This window comes from Lysobacter sp. Soil_C_15 (assembly GCF_057657315.1).
This window is the reverse complement of sequence record NZ_JBDGIR010000003.1, coordinates 480,644-498,631: the sequence shown is the minus strand read 5'-3', so window position 1 is coordinate 498,631 and position 17,988 is coordinate 480,644. Positions and strand designations below refer to the sequence as shown.

The 17,988-nt window shown below is 70.6% G+C and carries 14 protein-coding genes; 7 read left to right on the top strand and 7 right to left on the bottom strand.

Translation table 11 applies throughout. The features are described from left to right. Nucleotides 1-248 precede the first annotated feature (248 nt). Nucleotides 249-1,595, bottom strand: coding sequence for a glycoside hydrolase family 16 protein (locus AC3A57_RS10115; RefSeq protein ID WP_487578792.1), 1,347 nt, complete (start codon nt 1,593-1,595; stop codon nt 249-251). A 263-nt stretch (nt 1,596-1,858) separates the two neighbouring features. Here AC3A57_RS10115 and AC3A57_RS10110 point away from each other — a divergent pair, with 263 nt between their 5' ends. The 7 genes from AC3A57_RS10110 to AC3A57_RS10080 all read left to right on the top strand — a co-directional run bounded on the left by AC3A57_RS10110 (nt 1,859) and on the right by AC3A57_RS10080 (nt 9,770). After that, nucleotides 1,859-3,358: an MBL fold metallo-hydrolase gene (locus tag AC3A57_RS10110; RefSeq protein ID WP_487578791.1), complete on the top strand. Its 1,500-nt coding sequence runs from the start codon at nt 1,859-1,861 to the stop codon at nt 3,356-3,358. Nucleotides 3,359-3,512: 154 nt separating this feature from the next. Continuing rightward, a complete protein-coding gene (locus AC3A57_RS10105; RefSeq protein ID WP_487578790.1) occupies nt 3,513-3,929 on the top strand; it encodes a CopL family metal-binding regulatory protein in 417 nt (138 codons plus the stop codon). A gap of 161 nt (nt 3,930-4,090) precedes the next feature. Beyond that, a complete protein-coding gene (locus AC3A57_RS10100; protein ID WP_487578789.1) occupies nt 4,091-5,914 on the top strand; it encodes a copper resistance system multicopper oxidase in 1,824 nt (607 codons plus the stop codon). Further along, the gene (locus AC3A57_RS10095; RefSeq protein ID WP_487578788.1) at nt 5,911-7,035 is read left to right on the top strand and encodes a copper resistance protein B; all 1,125 of its coding nucleotides are present in this window, start codon (nt 5,911-5,913) and stop codon (nt 7,033-7,035) included. Before AC3A57_RS10100 ends, AC3A57_RS10095 begins: the two co-directional genes overlap by 4 nt. 10 nt (nt 7,036-7,045) lie before the next feature. Further along, complete coding sequence (locus tag AC3A57_RS10090) at nt 7,046-7,918, top strand: c-type cytochrome (RefSeq protein ID WP_487578787.1); 873 nt, start codon at nt 7,046-7,048, stop codon at nt 7,916-7,918. A 140-nt stretch (nt 7,919-8,058) separates the two neighbouring features. After that, nucleotides 8,059-8,484 carry a hypothetical protein gene (locus tag AC3A57_RS10085; RefSeq protein WP_487578786.1) on the top strand — a complete coding sequence of 142 codons (426 nt, stop codon included), beginning with the start codon at nt 8,059-8,061 and terminating at the stop codon, nt 8,482-8,484. Between the two features lie 80 nt (nt 8,485-8,564). Continuing rightward, nucleotides 8,565-9,770, top strand: coding sequence for an NAD(P)/FAD-dependent oxidoreductase (locus tag AC3A57_RS10080; RefSeq protein WP_487578846.1), 1,206 nt, complete (start codon nt 8,565-8,567; stop codon nt 9,768-9,770). Nucleotides 9,771-9,794: 24 nt separating this feature from the next. Here the strand turns inward: AC3A57_RS10080 and AC3A57_RS10075 are convergent, their stop codons facing one another. The 6 genes from AC3A57_RS10075 to AC3A57_RS10050 all read right to left on the bottom strand — a co-directional run bounded on the left by AC3A57_RS10075 (nt 9,795) and on the right by AC3A57_RS10050 (nt 17,490). Continuing rightward, the gene (locus AC3A57_RS10075) at nt 9,795-10,436 is read right to left on the bottom strand and encodes a PQQ-binding-like beta-propeller repeat protein (protein ID WP_487578785.1); all 642 of its coding nucleotides are present in this window, start codon (nt 10,434-10,436) and stop codon (nt 9,795-9,797) included. Nucleotides 10,437-10,535: 99 nt separating this feature from the next. Next, on the bottom strand, nt 10,536-11,420 hold the full coding sequence (locus AC3A57_RS10070; protein ID WP_487578784.1) for a C2 family cysteine protease: 885 nt from the start codon (nt 11,418-11,420) through the stop codon (nt 10,536-10,538). A 261-nt stretch (nt 11,421-11,681) separates the two neighbouring features. Further along, the gene (locus AC3A57_RS10065) at nt 11,682-12,428 is read right to left on the bottom strand and encodes a YiaD family glycine zipper/OmpA-like lipoprotein (RefSeq protein ID WP_487578783.1); all 747 of its coding nucleotides are present in this window, start codon (nt 12,426-12,428) and stop codon (nt 11,682-11,684) included. Between the two features lie 125 nt (nt 12,429-12,553). Next, nucleotides 12,554-14,035, bottom strand: coding sequence for a WS/DGAT/MGAT family O-acyltransferase (locus AC3A57_RS10060; RefSeq protein ID WP_487578782.1), 1,482 nt, complete (start codon nt 14,033-14,035; stop codon nt 12,554-12,556). Nucleotides 14,036-14,230: 195 nt separating this feature from the next. Further along, nucleotides 14,231-15,685, bottom strand: a complete 1,455-nt coding sequence (locus tag AC3A57_RS10055; RefSeq protein WP_487578781.1) for a cryptochrome/photolyase family protein — start codon at nt 15,683-15,685, stop codon at nt 14,231-14,233. A gap of 239 nt (nt 15,686-15,924) precedes the next feature. Continuing rightward, complete coding sequence (locus AC3A57_RS10050; protein ID WP_487578780.1) at nt 15,925-17,490, bottom strand: S8 family serine peptidase; 1,566 nt, start codon at nt 17,488-17,490, stop codon at nt 15,925-15,927. Nucleotides 17,491-17,988 lie beyond the last annotated feature (498 nt).

Genomic DNA, 17,988 nt, shown 5'->3' with positions numbered 1-17,988 from the left:
GATCGCGCCGCGAGTGGATTTCACGGAAGCACCTGCAAGCTCTGGGGGAGGGTCGAGCTTGCGGGCGTGGGCGCCGGCTGGCTGAGGGACGGGCGATGTGGCGCCGTCCAATGGGCAATAAAGTAAGCGCAGCCGGCGAGCTTGGCAAGGCGATAACGCCGGCGATGCGCGCCGGATAATGTGCTGCGCCGCACGGTCCGGATCGACCGTGCGGCGTCGCATCGCGATCGTGCGCCGCTGCGCTGCGATCAGTAGTCCTGGTAGTAAACGTTGTCGATGAAGACATCGACGTTCGATCCGGGCGGATCGGCGGCGAGCATGAACATCTGCTTCAGCGCATGCAGGTCGAGGTCGTGGAAGGCGCTGAACGGGATGCTGACTTCGTGCCAGTTTCCGTCGCGGACCAGGCCGTATTGCGGGCCGCCGGGGGCGAACACGATCCAGCTGTCGCCGAAGGAACTGTTGAGGCCGATCTTGAAACTGTTGCCGGCGGTGGTGCGCATATGGAACTTGAGCCGGCCGTTGCCGAAGCGGCTCATGTTGCGATAGCCGGTATACACGCCGAGCCCGTACCAGGCGCCGGCGTTGGCGCGGAAGGCCATCGACTGGCTGCCCTCGTACGCCGGCGCGGCGATCGGAGTCAGGTTGTTCCACAGGTACAACTCGGCGTCGCTGCCGTAGTTCAGGCGCGCGTTAATGTCGCCGCGCTCGGTGTAGACGCCGAACTTGCCGGCCGGCGCGTTGGCGCCGGTGTACAGCTCGCTGCCCGGGTTCTGGTACAGGCGGATGTAGTCGATCTCCATCTTGCCGGGCAGCGGCGCGCTGATCCCGGCGTTGGAATAGATGCCGGTGTAGCTGCCGCCGACGGCCAGGTTCAGCAGCAGGAAATGCTGCTGGTGGAACTCGTGCAGCGAGGCGCCCTCGATATCGGAAATCGCGAACTCGAAGTATGGCTGGCCGTCGATGGAAACGCGGATGAACTGCGGGTCCCAGGTCATGCGATAGACGTGAAAGCCGCCGGCCAAATCGCTGGGGCTGTCGTAGTCGCGGCCGTAATCGGCCTGCGAGCCCTGGTAGTCCCAATGCACCGCCGCACCGACCCGGCGATTGGCCAGCCCGGCGCCGATCGCCGCGGCCGATCCCATTTCCACCAGGTCGATCTCGCCGCGCGCCGGCCAGTTGCCGACCGTACCGAGCATCCAGTACGCCGGCCACAGGCCGTTGCGCAGGTCCGGCACCTTGATCCGCGCCTCCAGGGTGCCGTACTTGAAGTGCAGCCGGCCCTCGGTCTTGAGCCGCGCCGAGGTGAACGCGCGGCTGCCGAAGGCCTCGCGCCGGGCTTCGATCACCAGCCGTCCGTTCTCGATCCGCGCGTTCTCCGGCCGGCTGGTGTAGTACTGCAGTTCGCTGTTGCCCCACCCGCACAGGCCGATCTGGCAGCCGTCGCCGACGTCGTAGGTCCAGCGGTTGCGGTCGATCGACGGACCGTTGAATTCGTCCCGCCAGACCAGGGTCTGGGCGGCGGCGGGCGTTGCCGCGGCCAGGCCGAACAGCGATGCGAGCAAGGCGGTCGTTGCCAAGCGCGAGAGATTCATGAGCCTGTCTCCTGCAAACGATGTGGGGAGGCGCCCGCGTGCGCGGGCCGCTCGAATGTCCTCTCGATGACAGCGCTGTCAACGAAATCGGCCGCGACCGCCGAGCGGATGATCCGGTTTCCAGGCCGGGTTCACGGTTCGAGTGTGGCGCGGATGCGGCTGCGCCGCGCCGCGTGTTGCAGGACAGCAGCGGTTCGCGTCGCGCCGGGCTGGCGGAACCGCCGCCGGCGGAGATAATCCGGGCTTTCCCCGCCGGATTCCGCATGCCTCTCTCGCATCTGCTGTCGCGCGCGCTCTTGCCCGCCGCCCTGCTCTGCGCCGCTCTGCCCGGCCGCGCCCTGGAGCTGCCGCGCCGCTGGATCCACGGCGCCGCCGGCGAGCCCGCCCTGCAGGTGCAGGCAGCCGCGCCGGGCCTGTGGATCCTGCGCCAGTCCAAGGCCTCCAACTTCGAGGCGCCGTTCCTGTATCTGCTCGCCGGCGAGGATCGCGCGCTACTGCTCGACAGCGGCGCCGAGCCCGCCGCCGGCACCGCGCTGCCGCTGCGCGCCACCGTCGACGAGCTGCTCGCGCAATGGCAGCGCGAACGCGGCCGCAGCGGGCTCTTGCCGCTGGTGGTCGCGCATACCCACTCGCATCGCGACCACATGTACGGCGACGCCGTGTTCCGCGATCGTCCGCACACCCAGGTGGTCGGCCGGCCGGCCGAGGAAGTCGCTGCGTTCTTCGGCCTGGCGCGCTGGCCCGCCGGCTTCGAGTTGGGCGGCCGCGAACTGCGCGTGCTGCCGCTGCCGGGCCACGACCCGGCGCATATCGCCGTCTACGATCCGGTCACGCGCAGTCTGTTCAGCGGCGATAGCCTGTATCCGGGTCTGCTGACCGTGCGCGATCTGCGCGCTTACCGCGCCAGTGCCGCACGCCTGGCCGCGTTCGCCCGGCGACGGCCGGTAGCGCAGGTGCTGGGCGCGCACATTGAGATGAGCGCGCGCCCCGGCGAACTGTACCCGCTGGGCAGCACCGTGCAGCCCGACGAACACGGCCTGGCCCTGGACGGCGCGATCTTGCCGCGCTGGCGGGCCGAGGTCGACGCGCTGGGCGACTTTCTGCACCAGGACACGCACCCGCACTACGCTTTCGCGCGCGTGCCCCAGGCGGGCGAATTCGCCGACCCGCCCAACGTTCACGGCATGCTGGTGGCCGGCGTCGACACGGTCTATCTGTCGCATCTGCCGATGCCGCACTCGCCGCACCACTACCAGCTGATCTTCCAGGCGCAATTGCCAGCGCGGGCGCTGACGCGCTATCGCGAAGACGCCGCCGGGCATCCGCAGCACTACTACACCCTGGTGCCGAGCGAGCGCTGGGTGCTGCCGGACACGATCAAGCCCGGGGCGAGCTTCCGCGCCGACCTCTACCGCGGCCATTTCGAGCGCGGCGGCACGCCGATCGCGCGCGACCTGCAGGTCGGCGTGGGCCGGATCGTGCATTTCCGCCGCTTCGAACCCGGGCGCAAGCCCGATGCCGCGGCCTGGATCGCTTTCGGCGGCGGTCGCGAACGTTTTCTTGCCCATCGCATCGAAGCCGCGCCGGACATGGACCAGATCGTCCGCATCGACGGCTCCGCGACCGGCGCCGCGCTCGACGAAGGCCGCCCGTTGCGCCGGCCGCGGGCCCGCGGCCTGGGCGAATTGCGCGTCGGCGACCGCGTCGGCCGGGCCCGGGTCGAGCGTGTGCTGTACACCGAATACGGCGATCTGGCGCGATGACGCGCCGGCCCGCGGCTTGACCTTCCCACGTGGGAAGGTTGCATGCTGCGCGACGCGGGCGGGCGATTCGGCTTGAAACCCAAGTCGGCCTGCACCATCCTGTGCCCCGCACTCCTGTCGGCGCCCCATGACCTTGTCTTCGCTACTGCTGCGCGTGCTGCTGATCGTCGCCCTGAGCCTGAACGGCTACGCGGCGGCGGCCATGTCCGTGAGCGGAGCCCATGCGATGCACGGCGGGCGCGGATCCGATCGCGTCGCTGCACCCGTCGCGGCCGTCGCCGACGCCTCGGCCGCAGCCGAGGCGCAGACCAGTTGCCATGGCCACGAGGACGGCGCCGCGCCGACGCCGACGGCCGTCCCTGAACCGACCGCGCCGGACGGCGCGCCCGCCGGCGACGACGATTGCTGCGGACAAGCCTTGTGCCAATGCGATTGCCTGCAGGCCGCGGCGATCGTCCGCATCGCCCTGCCCTTGCGTGCGCCGCTGGCGGCCGCGGCTCCGGCCCGGCCGGCGGAAACCGGCGCGCCGAACGCCGAATCCAATCGCCTGATCCGGCCTCCCATCGCCTGAGTCCTGCGTCGCGGAGCCCAGTCCAGGCTCCGCCACCCGCAGCGCTGCACGCCACAGGCGTGCGGCCTGCCGCGCCCGTCCGTGGCCGCAGCCGCGCTGCGCTTGCCCGGACCCGAACGCTTCGCGACACTGCTCGCGACGCTTCCCGTAAGGAAGGTCTGATGAACCGATACTCCCGTTTCGGCGGCAACGACACTGCGCGTCCGCCCGACGCCGGCCGCCGACGCTTCGTCGCCGGCCTGGCCGTCGGCGGCCTGGTCGCCGGCAGCGGCCTGTGGCGCAACGCCGCCGCCGCACCGCTGGCGACCGCGCCGCAGGTGCTCAGCGGCACCGAATTCGACCTCTCGATCGGCGCCGCGCCGGTCGATTTCACCGGTCGCGTGCGCCAGGCGATCACCGTCAACGGCAGCCTGCCGGCGCCGCTGCTGCGCTGGCGCGAAGGCGATACCGTAACCCTGCGCGTGGCCAACCGCCTGCGCGAGGGCATGACCTCGATCCACTGGCACGGCCTGATCCTGCCGGCCAACATGGACGGCGTGCCGGGGCTGAGCTTCGACGGCATCCGCCCGGGCGAGAGCTACGTCTACCGCTTCAAGGTCGGCCAGTCCGGCACCTACTGGTACCATAGCCATTCGCTGTTCCAGGAACAGGCCGGCCTGTACGGCGCGATCGTGATCGACCCGCGCGAACCGGCGCCGTTCCGCTACGACCGCGAGCACGTGCTGCTGCTGTCGGACTGGACCGACCTGGATCCGGCGGCGCTGTTCCGCCGGCTCAAGAAGATGTCGAGCTACGACAACTACTACAAGCGCACGGTCGGCGATTTCATGCGCGACGCGCGCGAACGCGGCCTGCGCGAAACCCTGCGCGACCGCGGCGAATGGGGCCGGATGCGGATGACCCCGACCGACCTGTCCGACGTCAACGGCCATACCTACACCTACCTGCTCAACGGCCGCACCCCGGCCGGCAACTGGACCGGCCTGTTCCGGCCCGGCGAAAAGGTGCTGCTGCGCTTCGTCAACGGCTCGGCGATGACCTACTTCGACGTGCGCATCCCGGGGCTGAAGATGACCGTGGTCGCCGCCGACGGCCAGTACATCCATCCGGTCACGGTCGACGAGTTCCGCATCGCCGTGGCCGAGACCTTCGATGTCCTGGTCGAGCCCAGCGGCCAGGACGCCTACACGATTTTCTGCCAGGACAACGCCCGCACCGGCTACGTTCGCGGCACCCTGGCGGTGCGCGAGGGCCTGCAGGCCGAGGTGCCGCGCAACGACCCGCGCCCGCTGCTGACCATGGAGGACATGGGTCATGGCGGCATGGGCCACGGCGGCCACGACATGGGCGGAATGAAGGGCATGGAGGGCGGCTGCGGCGCCGCCATGGGCCATGGCGGCGGCATGAAGGGCATGGAAGGCGGTTGCGGCGCCAACATGGGCGGAGGCGATCATGCGAAGCACGGCGCCGCGGCGTCGCCGCAGGGCGATCCGCGCCTGATCGACATGCGCGCGATGAGCGTCGCGCCCAAGCTCGACGACCCCGGCATCGGCCTGCGCGGCAACGGCCGCAAGGTGCTGACCTACGCCGACATGCGCAGCCTGTTCGACGATCCCGACGGCCGCGAGCCGGGCCGCGAGATCGAGCTGCACCTGACCGGCCACATGGAGAAGTTCGCCTGGTCCTTCGACGGGCAGAAGTTCGAAGGCGCCGAGCCGATCCGCATGACCTACGGCGAACGCCTGCGGGTGGTGCTGGTCAACGACACCATGATGACCCACCCGATCCATCTGCACGGGCTGTGGAGCGACCTGGAGAACGAGCGCGGCGAATTCCATCTGCGCAAGCACACCATCGACATGCCGCCGGGGACGCGCCGCAGCTACCGCGTGCGCGCCGACGCGCTCGGCCGCTGGGCCTACCACTGCCACCTGCTTTACCACATGGAAGCCGGGATGATGCGCGAAGTGAGGGTCGAAGAATGAGCCGCCTTCGTCCGCATGTTTCCGCATTGAGCCTGGCGCTGTGCGCCGCGGGCCTGGCACCGGGCTTCGCCGCGGCGCAGTCGGCGCACGCCGGCCACGCGTCGCCGCCGGCGGCTGCGCCGGCGACCCGATCGGCCGAGGCCGATCATTCGCAGATGGATCACTCGAAGATGGGCCACGGCGAAGCCGCCCCTGCGCAGCGGGATCGCGCGCAGATCGAGCATGGCGAGGCCGGTCGCGCGACGATGGACCACTCGCAGATGAACCACGGCGAGGGCGACCGCTCGCAGACGGACCCTTCGAAGACGGGCCACGGCGAAGCCGACCATTCGCAGATGGATCATTCCAAGATGGGCCACGCCGAGGCCGATCGCCCACCCGCCGAACGCAAGGCCGCGGCCGCAAGCGAACCGCGCGAGCCGATTCCGGTGCCGACCGACGCCGACCGCGCCGCGGCGTTTCCGCCGCTGCAGCACCATATGCAGCACGCGCCGGCGGTGAATCACTACCTGGCGTTCAACCGGCTCGAGTCGGTCGAGGCCGAGCACGGCAGCGCCCAGGCCTGGGAAGCGCAGGGCTGGATCGGCACCGACACCGATCGGCTGTGGCTGCGCAGCGAGGGCGAGCGCGAGCACGGCGCCACCGAATCGGCCGATCTGGAGGTGCTGTACGGCCGGGCGATTTCGCCGTGGTGGGACGCGGTGGCCGGCCTCAAGCACGACTTCCGCCCCGAGTCCTCGCAGACCTGGGCCGCGTTCGGCGTGCAGGGGCTGTCGCCGTACAAATTCGAAGTCGCCGCGACCGCGTACATCGGCGAATCCGGACGCACCGCGCTCAACCTGGAGGCCGAGTACGAACTGCTGCTGACCAACCGGCTGATCCTGCAACCCTTGATCGAGGTCGACCTGAACGGCAAGGACGACGCCCGGCGCGGCGTCGGCCGCGGGCTGAGCACGGTCGAGGCCGGCTTGCGCCTGCGCTACGAGTTCGACCGCCACTTCGCGCCGTACATCGGCCTGAGCCGCGAACGCGCCTTCGGCGATACCGCCGACTACCGGCGCGCCGACGGCGAGGACGTGGACGACACCCGGTTCGTGGCCGGCATCCGGCTCTGGTTCTGACGAGGACGCCATGAACAACACGCTACGCAACACGCTGCGGCTCGGCGCCGCGGCGACGGTCGCGCTCGGCCTCGGCGCGGCCGCGACCTGGGCCGGACTGTACGACGTCGGCGCCGACGCGCCGCATTCGCGCCCGGTCTATGCCCTGCTCGACTACGCCCGCGAGCGTTCGATCGCGGTACGCGCGCGCGAACTGCAAGTGCCGGCGCTGGACGATCCCGAGCGCATCCGCCAGGGCGCCGGCAACTACGAGGCGATGTGCGCCGGTTGCCACCTCGCGCCCGGCCGCGATCCGACCGAACTGGCGCGCGGGCTGTATCCGGCGCCGCCGGACCTGAGCCGGCACGAGGTCGATCCGGCGCAGGCGTTCTGGACCGTCAAGCACGGCATCAAGGCCTCGGGCATGCCGGCCTGGGGCGCGAGCATGGACGATGCCCACCTGTGGAATCTGGTCGCGTTCCTGCGCCGGATGCCGGCGATGGACGCCGCGCAGTACCGCGACTGGGTCGAACGCAGCGACGGCCATTCGCACGGCGGCGGCGAGACCGCCGGCGTGGGGTCCGGCCACGCTGGCGCCGGGCACGCGCATCCGGCGCAGGCCGATTCAGCGGACGCCGGCACGGCGGGCCACGCCGCCATGACGCATCCCGCGGCGAAACCGGCCCGTCCGGCAACGGCCGGTTCCCCGCACGCCGCGCCGACGACGCCATCGCCGTCCTCGCCCGCCGATACCGGCGCCGCCAGCGGACACGGGCACGGACACGATGGACACGGCGACGACCATGCTCATCCGCCCAAGCCCGCCCCGGCGACGCCGGCGCAGTCCCCGAGCGATGTCGAAACCGCACCGGCCGCGCATGAATCGCACTCGCACCGGCACTGAACGGGCCTTCTGGTCCGTGTAACGTCCCGGCCGCGGCGATCCGGCATCGCCGCGGCCGACAGGGCGCCGACCTTGGGGGCCGCGCGGCCGACAGGCTATGATCCCGGCAGGACGATCCGGCCCGAGTCGAGGAGCACGCCATGTCGATCACCTCCAAGGCCCGCCGCGACGCCAAGAAGCGCAAACTCGCCAAGGCCCGCAGCGCGCCGCCGCCGGGCCCCGGCATCGAGCCGCACGCCGAACTGCGCGACCACGCCGGCCGCCTGCTCGGCGGCATCGTCCGCCGCGAAGGCGAATGGACCCTGGGCCTGGGCGGCCGCATCGTCGGCGGATCGGAGAGCGCCGCGCGCGTGCTGGCCCTGCTCGAACGCGCCGCCAGCCTGCACCGCCGCGAAGGCCGCGAGGTCAGCCTGGGCTGCTCGCCGGCGCTGCGCCGCGCCGCCGACAGCGAAGTCGCCCAACGCGGGATCAGCTTCGAGCAGTTCCGCGCCGAACTCGAACGCGAACTGGCGCTGGAAACCGACCCGGACCACGGCGGACTCGACGCGGCCGCCGTGCGCCACTGATTCCAGCCGCCGGCGATCACCCGGCGCTGACGCGGCAACGGTTTTGCTAGGCGCATGCCCTGCACGCGGCGGCGGCCATGATGGACCTCAAGAGCGGCACGCCGTACTGGGCGATCCGCAACGGCCTGATGCACGCGTTTCCGCCGCTGCGCCAGGATCTGCGCTGCGAGGTCGCGGTGATCGGCGGCGGCATCAGCGGCGCGCTGATCGCCGACGAACTGGCCGCGCACGGCATCGACGCGGCGCTGTTCGAGCAGCGCGACATAGGCTGGGGCAGCACCGCCGCCAGCACCGCCCTGCTCCAGTACGAAATCGACACGCCCCTGCTCGAGCTGTGCCGGCGCTACGGCGAAGACGCCGCGGCCGCCGCCTACCGCGCCTGCGCCGAAGCGATCCCGGCGCTGGAGTCGGTCGCGCGCGGGCTGCGCGACGTCGACTTCGCCCGCTGCGACAGCCTGTATTTCGCCAGCAAGCCGCGCCACCGCACCGCGCTGCGCGACGAGGCCGCCTTGCGCCTGCGCCACGGCCTGCAGCTGCGCTGGCTCGACGAGCGGGCGCTGGCCGCCGACTACGGCTTGCGCGCGCCGGGCGCGATACTCAGTACCTGCGCCGCACGGGTCGACCCGTATCGCATGACCCTGCGCCTGTTGGCCCGATTGCAGCGGCGCGGGGTCGGGGTCTACGACCGCACACAGTTGCAGTTGTTGCGCTCGACCTCGCGCTCGGTCGAGTTGCGCAGCCAGGACGGCTTGCGGGTGCGCGCCGGCCACGCGGTGGTCGCCGCCGGCTATGCCGGCCAGCGCTGGCTCCGGCGGCGCCTGGCCCGCAACCGCAGCAGCTACGCCTTCGTCACCGATCCGCTCGACGACGCAGCGCTTGGCCCACTGCGCGACACCCTGGTGTGGGAAACCGCGCGGCCCTACCTGTACCTGCGCGCCACCGGCGACGGCCGCCTGCTGGTCGGCGGCGCGGACGACGCGGTCGATCTGCCGGCGCGGCGCGATCGGCGCGTGCCGGGCAAGGCGCGCAAGCTGGTCGCCGCGGTCGCGCGGCGTTTTCCCGGGCTGTTGTTGCAACCGGCATTCGCCTGGGGCGGCACCTTCGCCGAAACCGACGACGGCCTGCCCTGGTTCGGCGCACATCCGCAGCACGGCCCGCGGGTACTGTTCGCGATGGCCTACGGCGGCAATGGCATCACCTACAGCATGATCGGTGCGGGCCTGCTGCGCGCGGCGATCGAACGCCGCAAGCATCCGCTGGCGCGGCTGTTCTCGTTCGATCGTTGAAGCGATGCGTCCGGGACGCGCCGTTCAGCGCACGGCGGCTTCGAACTCGGCGAAGGCCGGCCGGCCTTGCGCGGCCGCGTGCACGCGGGCCAGCCGGTAGCCGCGGCCATCGGCTTGGACGGTCGCGCCGAGCGCGATGCGCTGGCGCCGCACCTGGGCCGGCGGCGCCGAGGCCAAGGTGAACTCCGCCGGCCAGTGGATCCATTCCAGCGAACCGTCGGCCGCGTCCAGGGCCTGCACCGCGATCCGCGAGGCGCCGATGCGCGTGCCGCCGTCGCCGGCGAACACCGGAATCGATGCGGCGGCATCCACGCAGGGCGAGCCGGAATTCGGCCCCTTGAGCAACACGGTCGCGCGTTCGCGTTCGTGCGACGGCTCCAGGCGCACGACCTGGTAGCACTGCGTGCCGGCCACCAGCCACTGGCCGGACGCGTACTCGGCGGTCGCGGTCCATTCCCGACCCGGCTCGGGCATCAGCGCCAAACGCGCGCTCATGCGTCCGTCGTCGTGGCGCTCGACGCGCTCGATCGCCAGCGAATGGCCGTCGTCCAGGCGCACGACCGTGCCTTGGCGAATGACCCGGCCGCCGGCTTCGGCGGCGTCAGCGTGCGGCATGTGCATCGACAGGACCAGGATGGCGGGCAGCAGCCCTTGCGACAGCGTCATGGGATCGTCCGGACGGGCGCCGGCGGCGGCCTCCGCGCGTTCGAGCTTAGGCCAAGCCGCGCGCAGGCCACAAGCGCGGCGCGCGCAGCGTGACCGCGATCACTTGGTCGCCGACGACACGCCGTAGCTGAACGAATCCATCGCCTCGTCGAAGGGGATCTTCTTCACCCCTTCGGTGCCGTGCGGGTTGTACACCTCGACATAGCGCTGGCCGTTCTCTTCCTTGACCCCGACCACGGTGTAGACGTGCCAGTCGACCAGGCCGTGCTTGGTGGCCACGTCCTTGTTCACGCCCTTGAAGTCGTCGGGAGTGCCGAGCACCACCGCCTTGCCGCCGTCGAGGTCGCTCTTGAGGTCCTCGAAGCTGTAGTCGTCGGTGTCGATCTGATCGGCGTCGTGGCCGGTCAGCAGGCTCATGATCTCGGCCGAGTTGCCGCCGTGGTTGATCGCGTCGTAGCCGCCCTTGTACTGGGCGTAGGCCTTCTCGACGATCTTCGGCCAGATCTCGGCCTTCTCGCCGTTGCCGTTGACGAAGTCGCCCGAGCCGTTGGCCGACTTGTCGGAGAAGTTGCCGTCGACCTTGATCTCGACCTTCTTGTACTCGCCGCCGCCGAACAGGCCGGGGATGCCGAGGAAGCCGTTGTCCTTCTCGTAGAAGGTCACGGTGTAGGTGCCGTCGCCGTTGTCGCGCACCGCGTTCTTGACCAGTTCCGGGTTCTTGGCCGCGACCGCGCCGATCCCGGCGACCACGTAGCAGTCGTTGAGGCCGCCCTGGGCGATGTCGTCGTAGTCGACCGCATGGCCGTCGCCGGCGCCCTGCTCGAACACCTTGGTCTCGCCCTGGATCTGCTTGCAGTCGCCGCTGCCGTCGCAGGCGTTCTTCTTGTCGCCGCCGACGTTCTGGGCCTGGTCGCCGGGCAGGAGGGGATCGAGCGCCTGCAGGGCGCGCTGGCCGATATCGGTGACGGACGAGGTCCAGGACATGACGCGGCTCCGGAGGCGGGGAATGGGCCGGAGCATGCGCGGCGGCGCGGCGCCTGCCCAGCTAGGGCGTGCCCCATCTCGGGCCGTCCCCGAGCGCGCCACGGCGCCCTCGCCGCATGCCTCGCAGCGCGGTTCGCAACGCCAGCCGAGACGAGAACGGGCCGCTTGCGCGGCCCGTCGTCGTATCGTTGCTCGGCTGTCCTGCCGGTCCCGAGCGGCGGCGCTCAAGACCCCGGCGATCGAGGATCTACGAGCGGGCGCTTACGAACGCACCGGCACCAGGGTGATTTCGACCCGGCGGTTCTGCGCCCGGCCGGCCTCGGTGTCGTTGCTGGCGATCGGGCGGGTCTTGCCGGCGCCGGTGAGGATGAAGCGGTCGCGCATCAGCCCCTTGGACATCAGGTAATTGCCGACGCTGGCGGCGCGCTGCTCGGACAGGCGCTGGTTGACCGCATCGGTGCCGATGCTGTCGGTGTGGCCGGCGACCTCGACGATGGTCTGGTTGTACTCGGTCAGGGTGCTGGCGACGTTGTCGAGCACCGGATAGAACTGCGGGTCGAGGTTGGCGCTGTTGAAGGCGAAGGTGATGTTGCTCGGCATGTTCAGGGTGATGTTGTCGCCGTTGCGGACCACGTCGACGCCGGTGCCGGCCATGCGCTCGCGCAAAGCGCGTTCCTGGCGGTCCTGGTAGTTGCCGATCGCGCCGCCGGCCAGGCCGCCGACGCCGGCGCCGATCAGGGCGCGCTGGCGGCGTTCGGTGGCGTCGTCGCCGCTGAGCAGCCCCGCGGCCACGCCGGCCAGGGCGCCGATCAACGCGCCCTTCTGGGTCTTGCTCATCCCGCCCTGCTGCTGCGGCGGCGGGTTCTGGTTGGGATAGCCCTGGTTCGGATAGGGCTGTTGCTGTCCGCCGTAGTAGCCGCCTCCGCCGGTCGCGCAGCCGGCGAGCATCGCGGTCATGGTGGCGGCGGCCAGGGCGAGCTTGAGCGTCTTCGAGATCGGGGTTTTCATGGCGGTCCTCGGCGGTGGCGGTGTTGCGTGCGCGCCCAAACTAATCACGCCGCCGTCGCGGGCGGGTGACGAGCGCGCCCGCCGCTGCGCCGCGATTCAGCTTGCCGGGAGGCGCCGCGCGGCGCTCAGGCCGGGATCGGTTCCGGCATCAGCGCGTCGGCGCCGGCCGCATCCAGGGTCACGTCCCAGTTGCCCATCAGCGCCAGGTACAGCAGCTTCTCGAACTCGCTGCCGAAGCGCTGGATCACCGCGTCCGGGTCGGGGATCAGTTTGCCGTCGGCGATCAGGCCGAAGTGGACCTTGCCGTTGTAGCTGAGGATCGAGATGCCGATCCCGATCGAGCCGGTCTGCGGCACCCAGAACATCATCCCGTCGAGCCGGCAGCCGGCCAGGTACAGCGGCTGCTGCGGCCCGGGGACATTGGTCGCCACGGCGGTGGCCTTGCGGCTGAACAACTCCAGCGCCAGCCCCTGAACCTGCGAGGGCGCCATGCCCAGGGCGGCCAAAAGCCCAAATGCTACAATGGCTTGGCGAGAGTTCTTGAGATTATTCATGCACTCGGCGACGCGCTCGACGCGGCGGATCGGGTTGTCTTCGCCGACCGGCAGGTCGAGGAACACCAGGCCGAAGTGGTTGCCGAGCTTGCGCGCGTGCTCGAGCGGACGCAGGTTGACCGGCACCGTGGCGCGCAGGGTCAGGCCGTCGACCTGGTCGCCGCGTTCGATCATGTAGCTGCGCAGCGCGCCGGCCGCGGTCGCCATCAGCACATCGTTGACCGTGCAGTCGCAGGCGCGACCGACCGCCTTGACCTCTTCCAGGTCCAGCGGCTCGGCCCAGGCCACGCGCTTGCTGACCCCGAGCTTGCCGCGCAGCAGCGAGGGCGGATCGTCCGACAACGACAGCGCGTGCAGCAGTTCGCGCGCGATCTCGCCGCCCTCCTTGGCCAGCATCGCCGCCAGGGTCGGGTCGCGGTACATCTCCATGCCCTTCTCGACCACCTTGCTGCCGAGCTTCATGTAACGATCGACCGCGCCGACCCGACGGGCGACGTCGACGCCGTCCTGCTTGAGCCAGGCCTGGGCCAGGTCGCTGCCCTTGGCCGGCTGGGCGGTGGTGTCGGTCAGCGACAGCAGCACCTGGACCAGGGCGATGCCGTCGGCGTAGCTGTGGTGGATGCGCGCGACCAGGGCCGAGCCGCCGTTGTAGCGCTCGACCAGATGGAACTGCCACAAGGGCCGGCTGCCGTCGAGCGGGCTGGACGCGAGCTGGCTGACGAAGCGTTCCAGGGCGCGCTTGCCGCCACGCCCCGGCAGCGCGGTGTGCTGCACGTGCCAGTCGATGTCGAAGTCGTCGTCGGTCTGCCAGTAGGCGCCGGCGGCGGTGTCGACCGCCTTCTGCCGGAACCGGGTATAGGCCAGGAAGCGCTGTTTGACCACGCGCTTGAGTGCGTCGACCGACATCGGCTCGGCGAACATCAGTACGCCGGTGATCATCATCGGGTTGGTCGGCCGCTCCATCCGCAGCCAAGCCGTGTCGACCCGCGACATCGGTTCGCGCCGTGCGCGCTTGCGCGATTGCGTGGTCGATCCCGCCTCTGCCTTGGCCATGCGTCCTCCCCGGATGTCCGGCGAGTGAATCATGCGGTCGCGGGTGGGTCAACGTGACTTGGTGGAAGTCGGGACTGGGGACTGGGGACTCGGGACTCGGGACTCGCAAAGCGGGATCGCGGCTGATGCGACCGCCACCGCTGTCTTTGCACCTTCGCTTGCGAGCTCGAATCCCGAATCCCGAATCCCCGAGCTTTACGAGTCCCGAGTCCCGAGTCCCGAGTCCCGAATCGAACGATACGCCGACAACGCCGCATCGCGCCCCGCGGCCAGGTCGACCAGCGGCTGCGGCGGGTAGTCGGGGGCGACGCGACGCAGGCGGGCGGGGTCTTGCCAGGGGGCGAAGCGCAGTGGCAGCGGCAGCGGCGCCAGTTCCGGCAGCCAGCGCGCGATATAGGCGCCGTCGGGGTCGAATTTCTCGGCCTGGGTCACCGGGTTGAAGATGCGGAAGTACGGCGCGGCGTCGGCGCCGGTGCCGGCGACCCACTGCCAGCCCAGGGTGTTGTTGGCCAGGTCGGCATCGACCAGGGTGTCCCAGAACCAGCGCGCGCCGTGCCGCCAGTGGTAGCGCAGGTGCTTGGTCAGGTAGCTGGCGACGATCATGCGCACGCGGTTGTGCATCCAGCCCGTGGCCCACAGCTCGCGCAGGCCGGCATCGACGATCGGCACGCCGCTGCGGCCCTGTTGCCAGGCCTCCAGCTTCAGCGGCGACAGCCGCGCCCAGGCGAAATCGTTGAAGCGCGGATTGAAGTTCTGCTCCGGCGTGTCCGGAAAGTGATGCAGCAGGTGATGGGCGAACTCGCGCCAGCCCAGTTCGCGGATCGCCGCGTCGACATCGCCCGCGTTGCCGGCGTTGCGCTCGGCCTGCAGCGCCGCGACCGCGCGCCAGGGCGCGATCTCGCCGAAGTGCAGGTGCGGCGACAGGCGCGAGGTGCCGACCCGGTCGGGCCGGTCGCGTTGCTGCGCGTAACCGCGCAGGGCGCCGTCGACGAAGGTCTCCAGGGCCGCCAGCGCCCCGCCCTCGCCCGGCGTCCAGTCGGTCCAGAACGAGGCGTCCCAGCGCAGCGTCGGGGCCAGCTTGAGCGCCGCCAGCGGCACCCCGTCGGGGCCTTGGGCGACGGCCGGCAACGAGGCCGGCGGCTGCCAGCAACTCGTATCGCGCCAGTCCGCCAGCGCCGCGCGCCAGAACGGGGTGAACACCTTGAACGGTCCGTCCTGTTTGGTGCGCAAGGTCCACGGTTCGAACAGCAATGCGCTGTTGTGGCTTTCGGCCTGCACGCCCATCCGCCGCAGCGCCTGCTTGATGCGGGTGTCGCGGCGCTCCAGATACGGCTCGTAACGGCGGTTCCAGAACACCGCCCGCGCGTCCATCGCCAGGACCAGCGATTGCAGGGTCGCCAGGCTGGGGCCGAAGAAGTGGCGCAGGTGCGAACCGCGCTTGCGCAAGTCGGCGTCCAGCGCGGCCAGGGCGCGATGACGCCAGGCGTCGGAGGCCGCGCCCGGGCGCCAGTGGCCGTGCTCGTCGGGGGCGTGAATATAGACCGGCACCGGCGCATAGCCGGCCTCGAGCGCGGCGCGCAGGGCCGGATTGTCGGCCAGGCGCAGATCGTTGCGGAACCATACCAAGGCGACGGGCGGAGCGTCGGGCATGCGGCGGGCGCGGACTGGCGTCAGGGAGGGGCAGTATGCATGAGCGGGGAACGAGTGGAGAGGAGTGAGGAACGAGTGGAAGCCCGGGGGCGTTGTGTTGCGTCGGAACGAAACAGGGACGCAGGAGTACCCCCCCTGCGTCCCTGGCGCTTCCCCTGACTGTCGGAGCAAGGACGAGCGTCGCGAGCCCGCTCGTTCCTCACTCCTGCAAGGCGGCGCAGCCGCCGCCTCGTTTCTGCTTACTGCGACTGCAGCTCGGCGATCGCCGCCTGGGTCTGGACCAGGCCCCAGCCGGTGTTGTCGTCGCGGCCCGGCGCGTCCAGGTCGATCGCGGTCACCGCCAGCGCATCGCGCACCTGCTGCGCGGTCGCGGTCGGCTTGGCGCTCCAGGCCACCGCGGCCACGCCGGACACGTGCGGGGTCGCCATCGAGGTGCCGTCCATGTCGACGTAGGCGGTGTTGCTGGCCTGCGGCACGGTGTCGACGGTCGCGCTCTGGCCGGACAGGCCGGCGATGATCGCCTCGCCGTCGGCCTTGGCGATGCCGACCGCCGGGATGGTGCTGTGATTGGCCGCACCGGTCGCGGTGACGCCGAGGGTGGCATGCAGCGCGCCGTCGACGTTGTTGTAGATCACCACGCCGACGCCGCGCGCCTTCTGCACCGCCTGCACCTTCTCCAGGAAGCTGTTGGTGCCGCGCTGGCACAGCACGACCTTGCCGCGCCAGCTCGAACTGCCGGCGCTGCACAGGCCGCCGTTGACCCAGCCCGCGCTGGCGGTGGCCTGCTTGGAGCCGTCGACCGGGTTCATCGCGAAGCTGCTGTTGCCGACTTTGAGCGGGTCGTCGGCCAGCGGGAAGGTGCTGTGCACGGCCACGCCCGGCGCCGACAGCTCGACCTCGCTGTTGTACTGGGAGAAATCGGCCTTGGCGTTGTTCGAATCGACCGCAGCCACCGAGACCACGCTCGGATAGGACGCCGGATAGCTCAGGGTCGCGTTGCCGTCGTTGCCGGCCGCGGCGATGCTGAGGATGCCCTGGTCGGCGATGCTCTGGAACGCGTTGCGCTCGGTGGTCGAGCTGCCGGCGCCGCCCAGGCTCATGCTGATGATCTTGGCGCCGGCGCTGGCGCAGCGGTTGGCCGCGTCGACCAGGGTCGAGCTGTAGGTCCAGGAGCACTGGCCCTCGCCGGAATAGCCGTTGGTGCCGAACACCTTGACGATGTGCAGCGAGACCTTGCCCGGGCTGACGCCGACCACGCCGGTGGCGTTGTTGGCCGCGGCGATGGTGCCGGCGACGTGGGTGCCGTGACCGCAGGTGTCGTTGTTCCAGCCGGTCGGATAGCCGGTCATGCTGATGCCGGCGAAGTCCTCGTGGGCCGAGTTGATGCCCGAGTCGATCACGCAGACCTTGATCCCCGCGCCGGTCGCGGCGCCTGCGTCGATGGTGCCGTCGCGGTTGGCGTCCCAGACGTCGCGCGCCTGCACCTTGTCGATGCCGTAGGGCACCGACTGGGCCGAGGGATAGCGCGGCAGGTCGGGCTCGACCGAGGCGATGTTGGGATTGTTGCGCAGCGCCTGCTGGGCCTGCGGCGGCAGGGTCGCCACGAACGCGTTGAGCTTGTCGAACTGGTAGTGGATCGCGCCGCCGCCGGCCTGCAGCGCCTGGCGCACGCTGTCGCGCTGGGCCGACTGCTTGAACTTGACCCACACGCGGTTCGGATCCGGCCCCTGCGCGGCGGCCAGGTTCGATGCCGCCAGTACGGACAGACCCAGGCCCAGCGCACACACCAACTTGCGTTGCTTCATTCGTGACTCCCCGAGATGAAAGGCGGCCCGATCGCGCCGGGCCGGTAGCGATACGCCGCGGTCTGGGCCGCGACGCACTCCGACGCTAGCCGCATCGGACGCCGCACGGGAATGAGTGAAACCCCTCAGGAAATCTGTAAATTTGTGACTTAAATCACAAATTTACAATGATGAATTCGACGCTTCTGGCCGCTGTAGGGTGGACGTTGCGTTTACGCGTTTCTGTCTATTCGGCTAGGCAGGCCCAGCGGCGCGCCAGGCGACGCAGCCTGGCCCCGCAGCGGCCCGGCCAGGACCCAGCAGGCGGCGAGCGGCGGGGCAAGGCGTGCCCGGCGCCTCTCTGCATGCGGATCGATCGCGAACGACCGGCGCGACCAGCCGGTCGGGACCGTCGAGGTTGAGACCGTCCAGCCGGATAAACCCGGCTCGCGACCGGGCTCCGCCGCTGCCGGCTCACGACCCGCGCTTGCGCGCTGCGGACCGATGCGCAAACGGCAA

Excerpts from the sequence above, each read along its gene's own strand:
- AC3A57_RS10115 (WP_487578792.1), bottom strand. The coding sequence starts at position 1,595 with ATGAATCTCTCGCGCTTGGCAACGACCGCCTTGCTCGCATCGCTGTTC.
- AC3A57_RS10110 (WP_487578791.1), top strand. The coding sequence starts at position 1,859 with ATGCCTCTCTCGCATCTGCTGTCGCGCGCGCTCTTGCCCGCCGCCCTG.
- AC3A57_RS10100 (WP_487578789.1), top strand. The coding sequence starts at position 4,091 with ATGAACCGATACTCCCGTTTCGGCGGCAACGACACTGCGCGTCCGCCC.
- AC3A57_RS10095 (WP_487578788.1), top strand. The coding sequence starts at position 5,911 with ATGAGCCGCCTTCGTCCGCATGTTTCCGCATTGAGCCTGGCGCTGTGC.
- AC3A57_RS10090 (WP_487578787.1), top strand. The coding sequence starts at position 7,046 with ATGAACAACACGCTACGCAACACGCTGCGGCTCGGCGCCGCGGCGACG.
- AC3A57_RS10085 (WP_487578786.1), top strand. The coding sequence starts at position 8,059 with ATGTCGATCACCTCCAAGGCCCGCCGCGACGCCAAGAAGCGCAAACTC.
- AC3A57_RS10080 (WP_487578846.1), top strand. The coding sequence starts at position 8,565 with ATGGACCTCAAGAGCGGCACGCCGTACTGGGCGATCCGCAACGGCCTG.
- AC3A57_RS10075 (WP_487578785.1), bottom strand. The coding sequence starts at position 10,436 with ATGACGCTGTCGCAAGGGCTGCTGCCCGCCATCCTGGTCCTGTCGATG.
- AC3A57_RS10070 (WP_487578784.1), bottom strand. The coding sequence starts at position 11,420 with ATGTCCTGGACCTCGTCCGTCACCGATATCGGCCAGCGCGCCCTGCAG.
- AC3A57_RS10065 (WP_487578783.1), bottom strand. The coding sequence starts at position 12,428 with ATGAAAACCCCGATCTCGAAGACGCTCAAGCTCGCCCTGGCCGCCGCC.
- AC3A57_RS10060 (WP_487578782.1), bottom strand. The coding sequence starts at position 14,035 with ATGGCCAAGGCAGAGGCGGGATCGACCACGCAATCGCGCAAGCGCGCA.
- AC3A57_RS10055 (WP_487578781.1), bottom strand. The coding sequence starts at position 15,685 with ATGCCCGACGCTCCGCCCGTCGCCTTGGTATGGTTCCGCAACGATCTG.
- AC3A57_RS10050 (WP_487578780.1), bottom strand. The coding sequence starts at position 17,490 with ATGAAGCAACGCAAGTTGGTGTGTGCGCTGGGCCTGGGTCTGTCCGTA.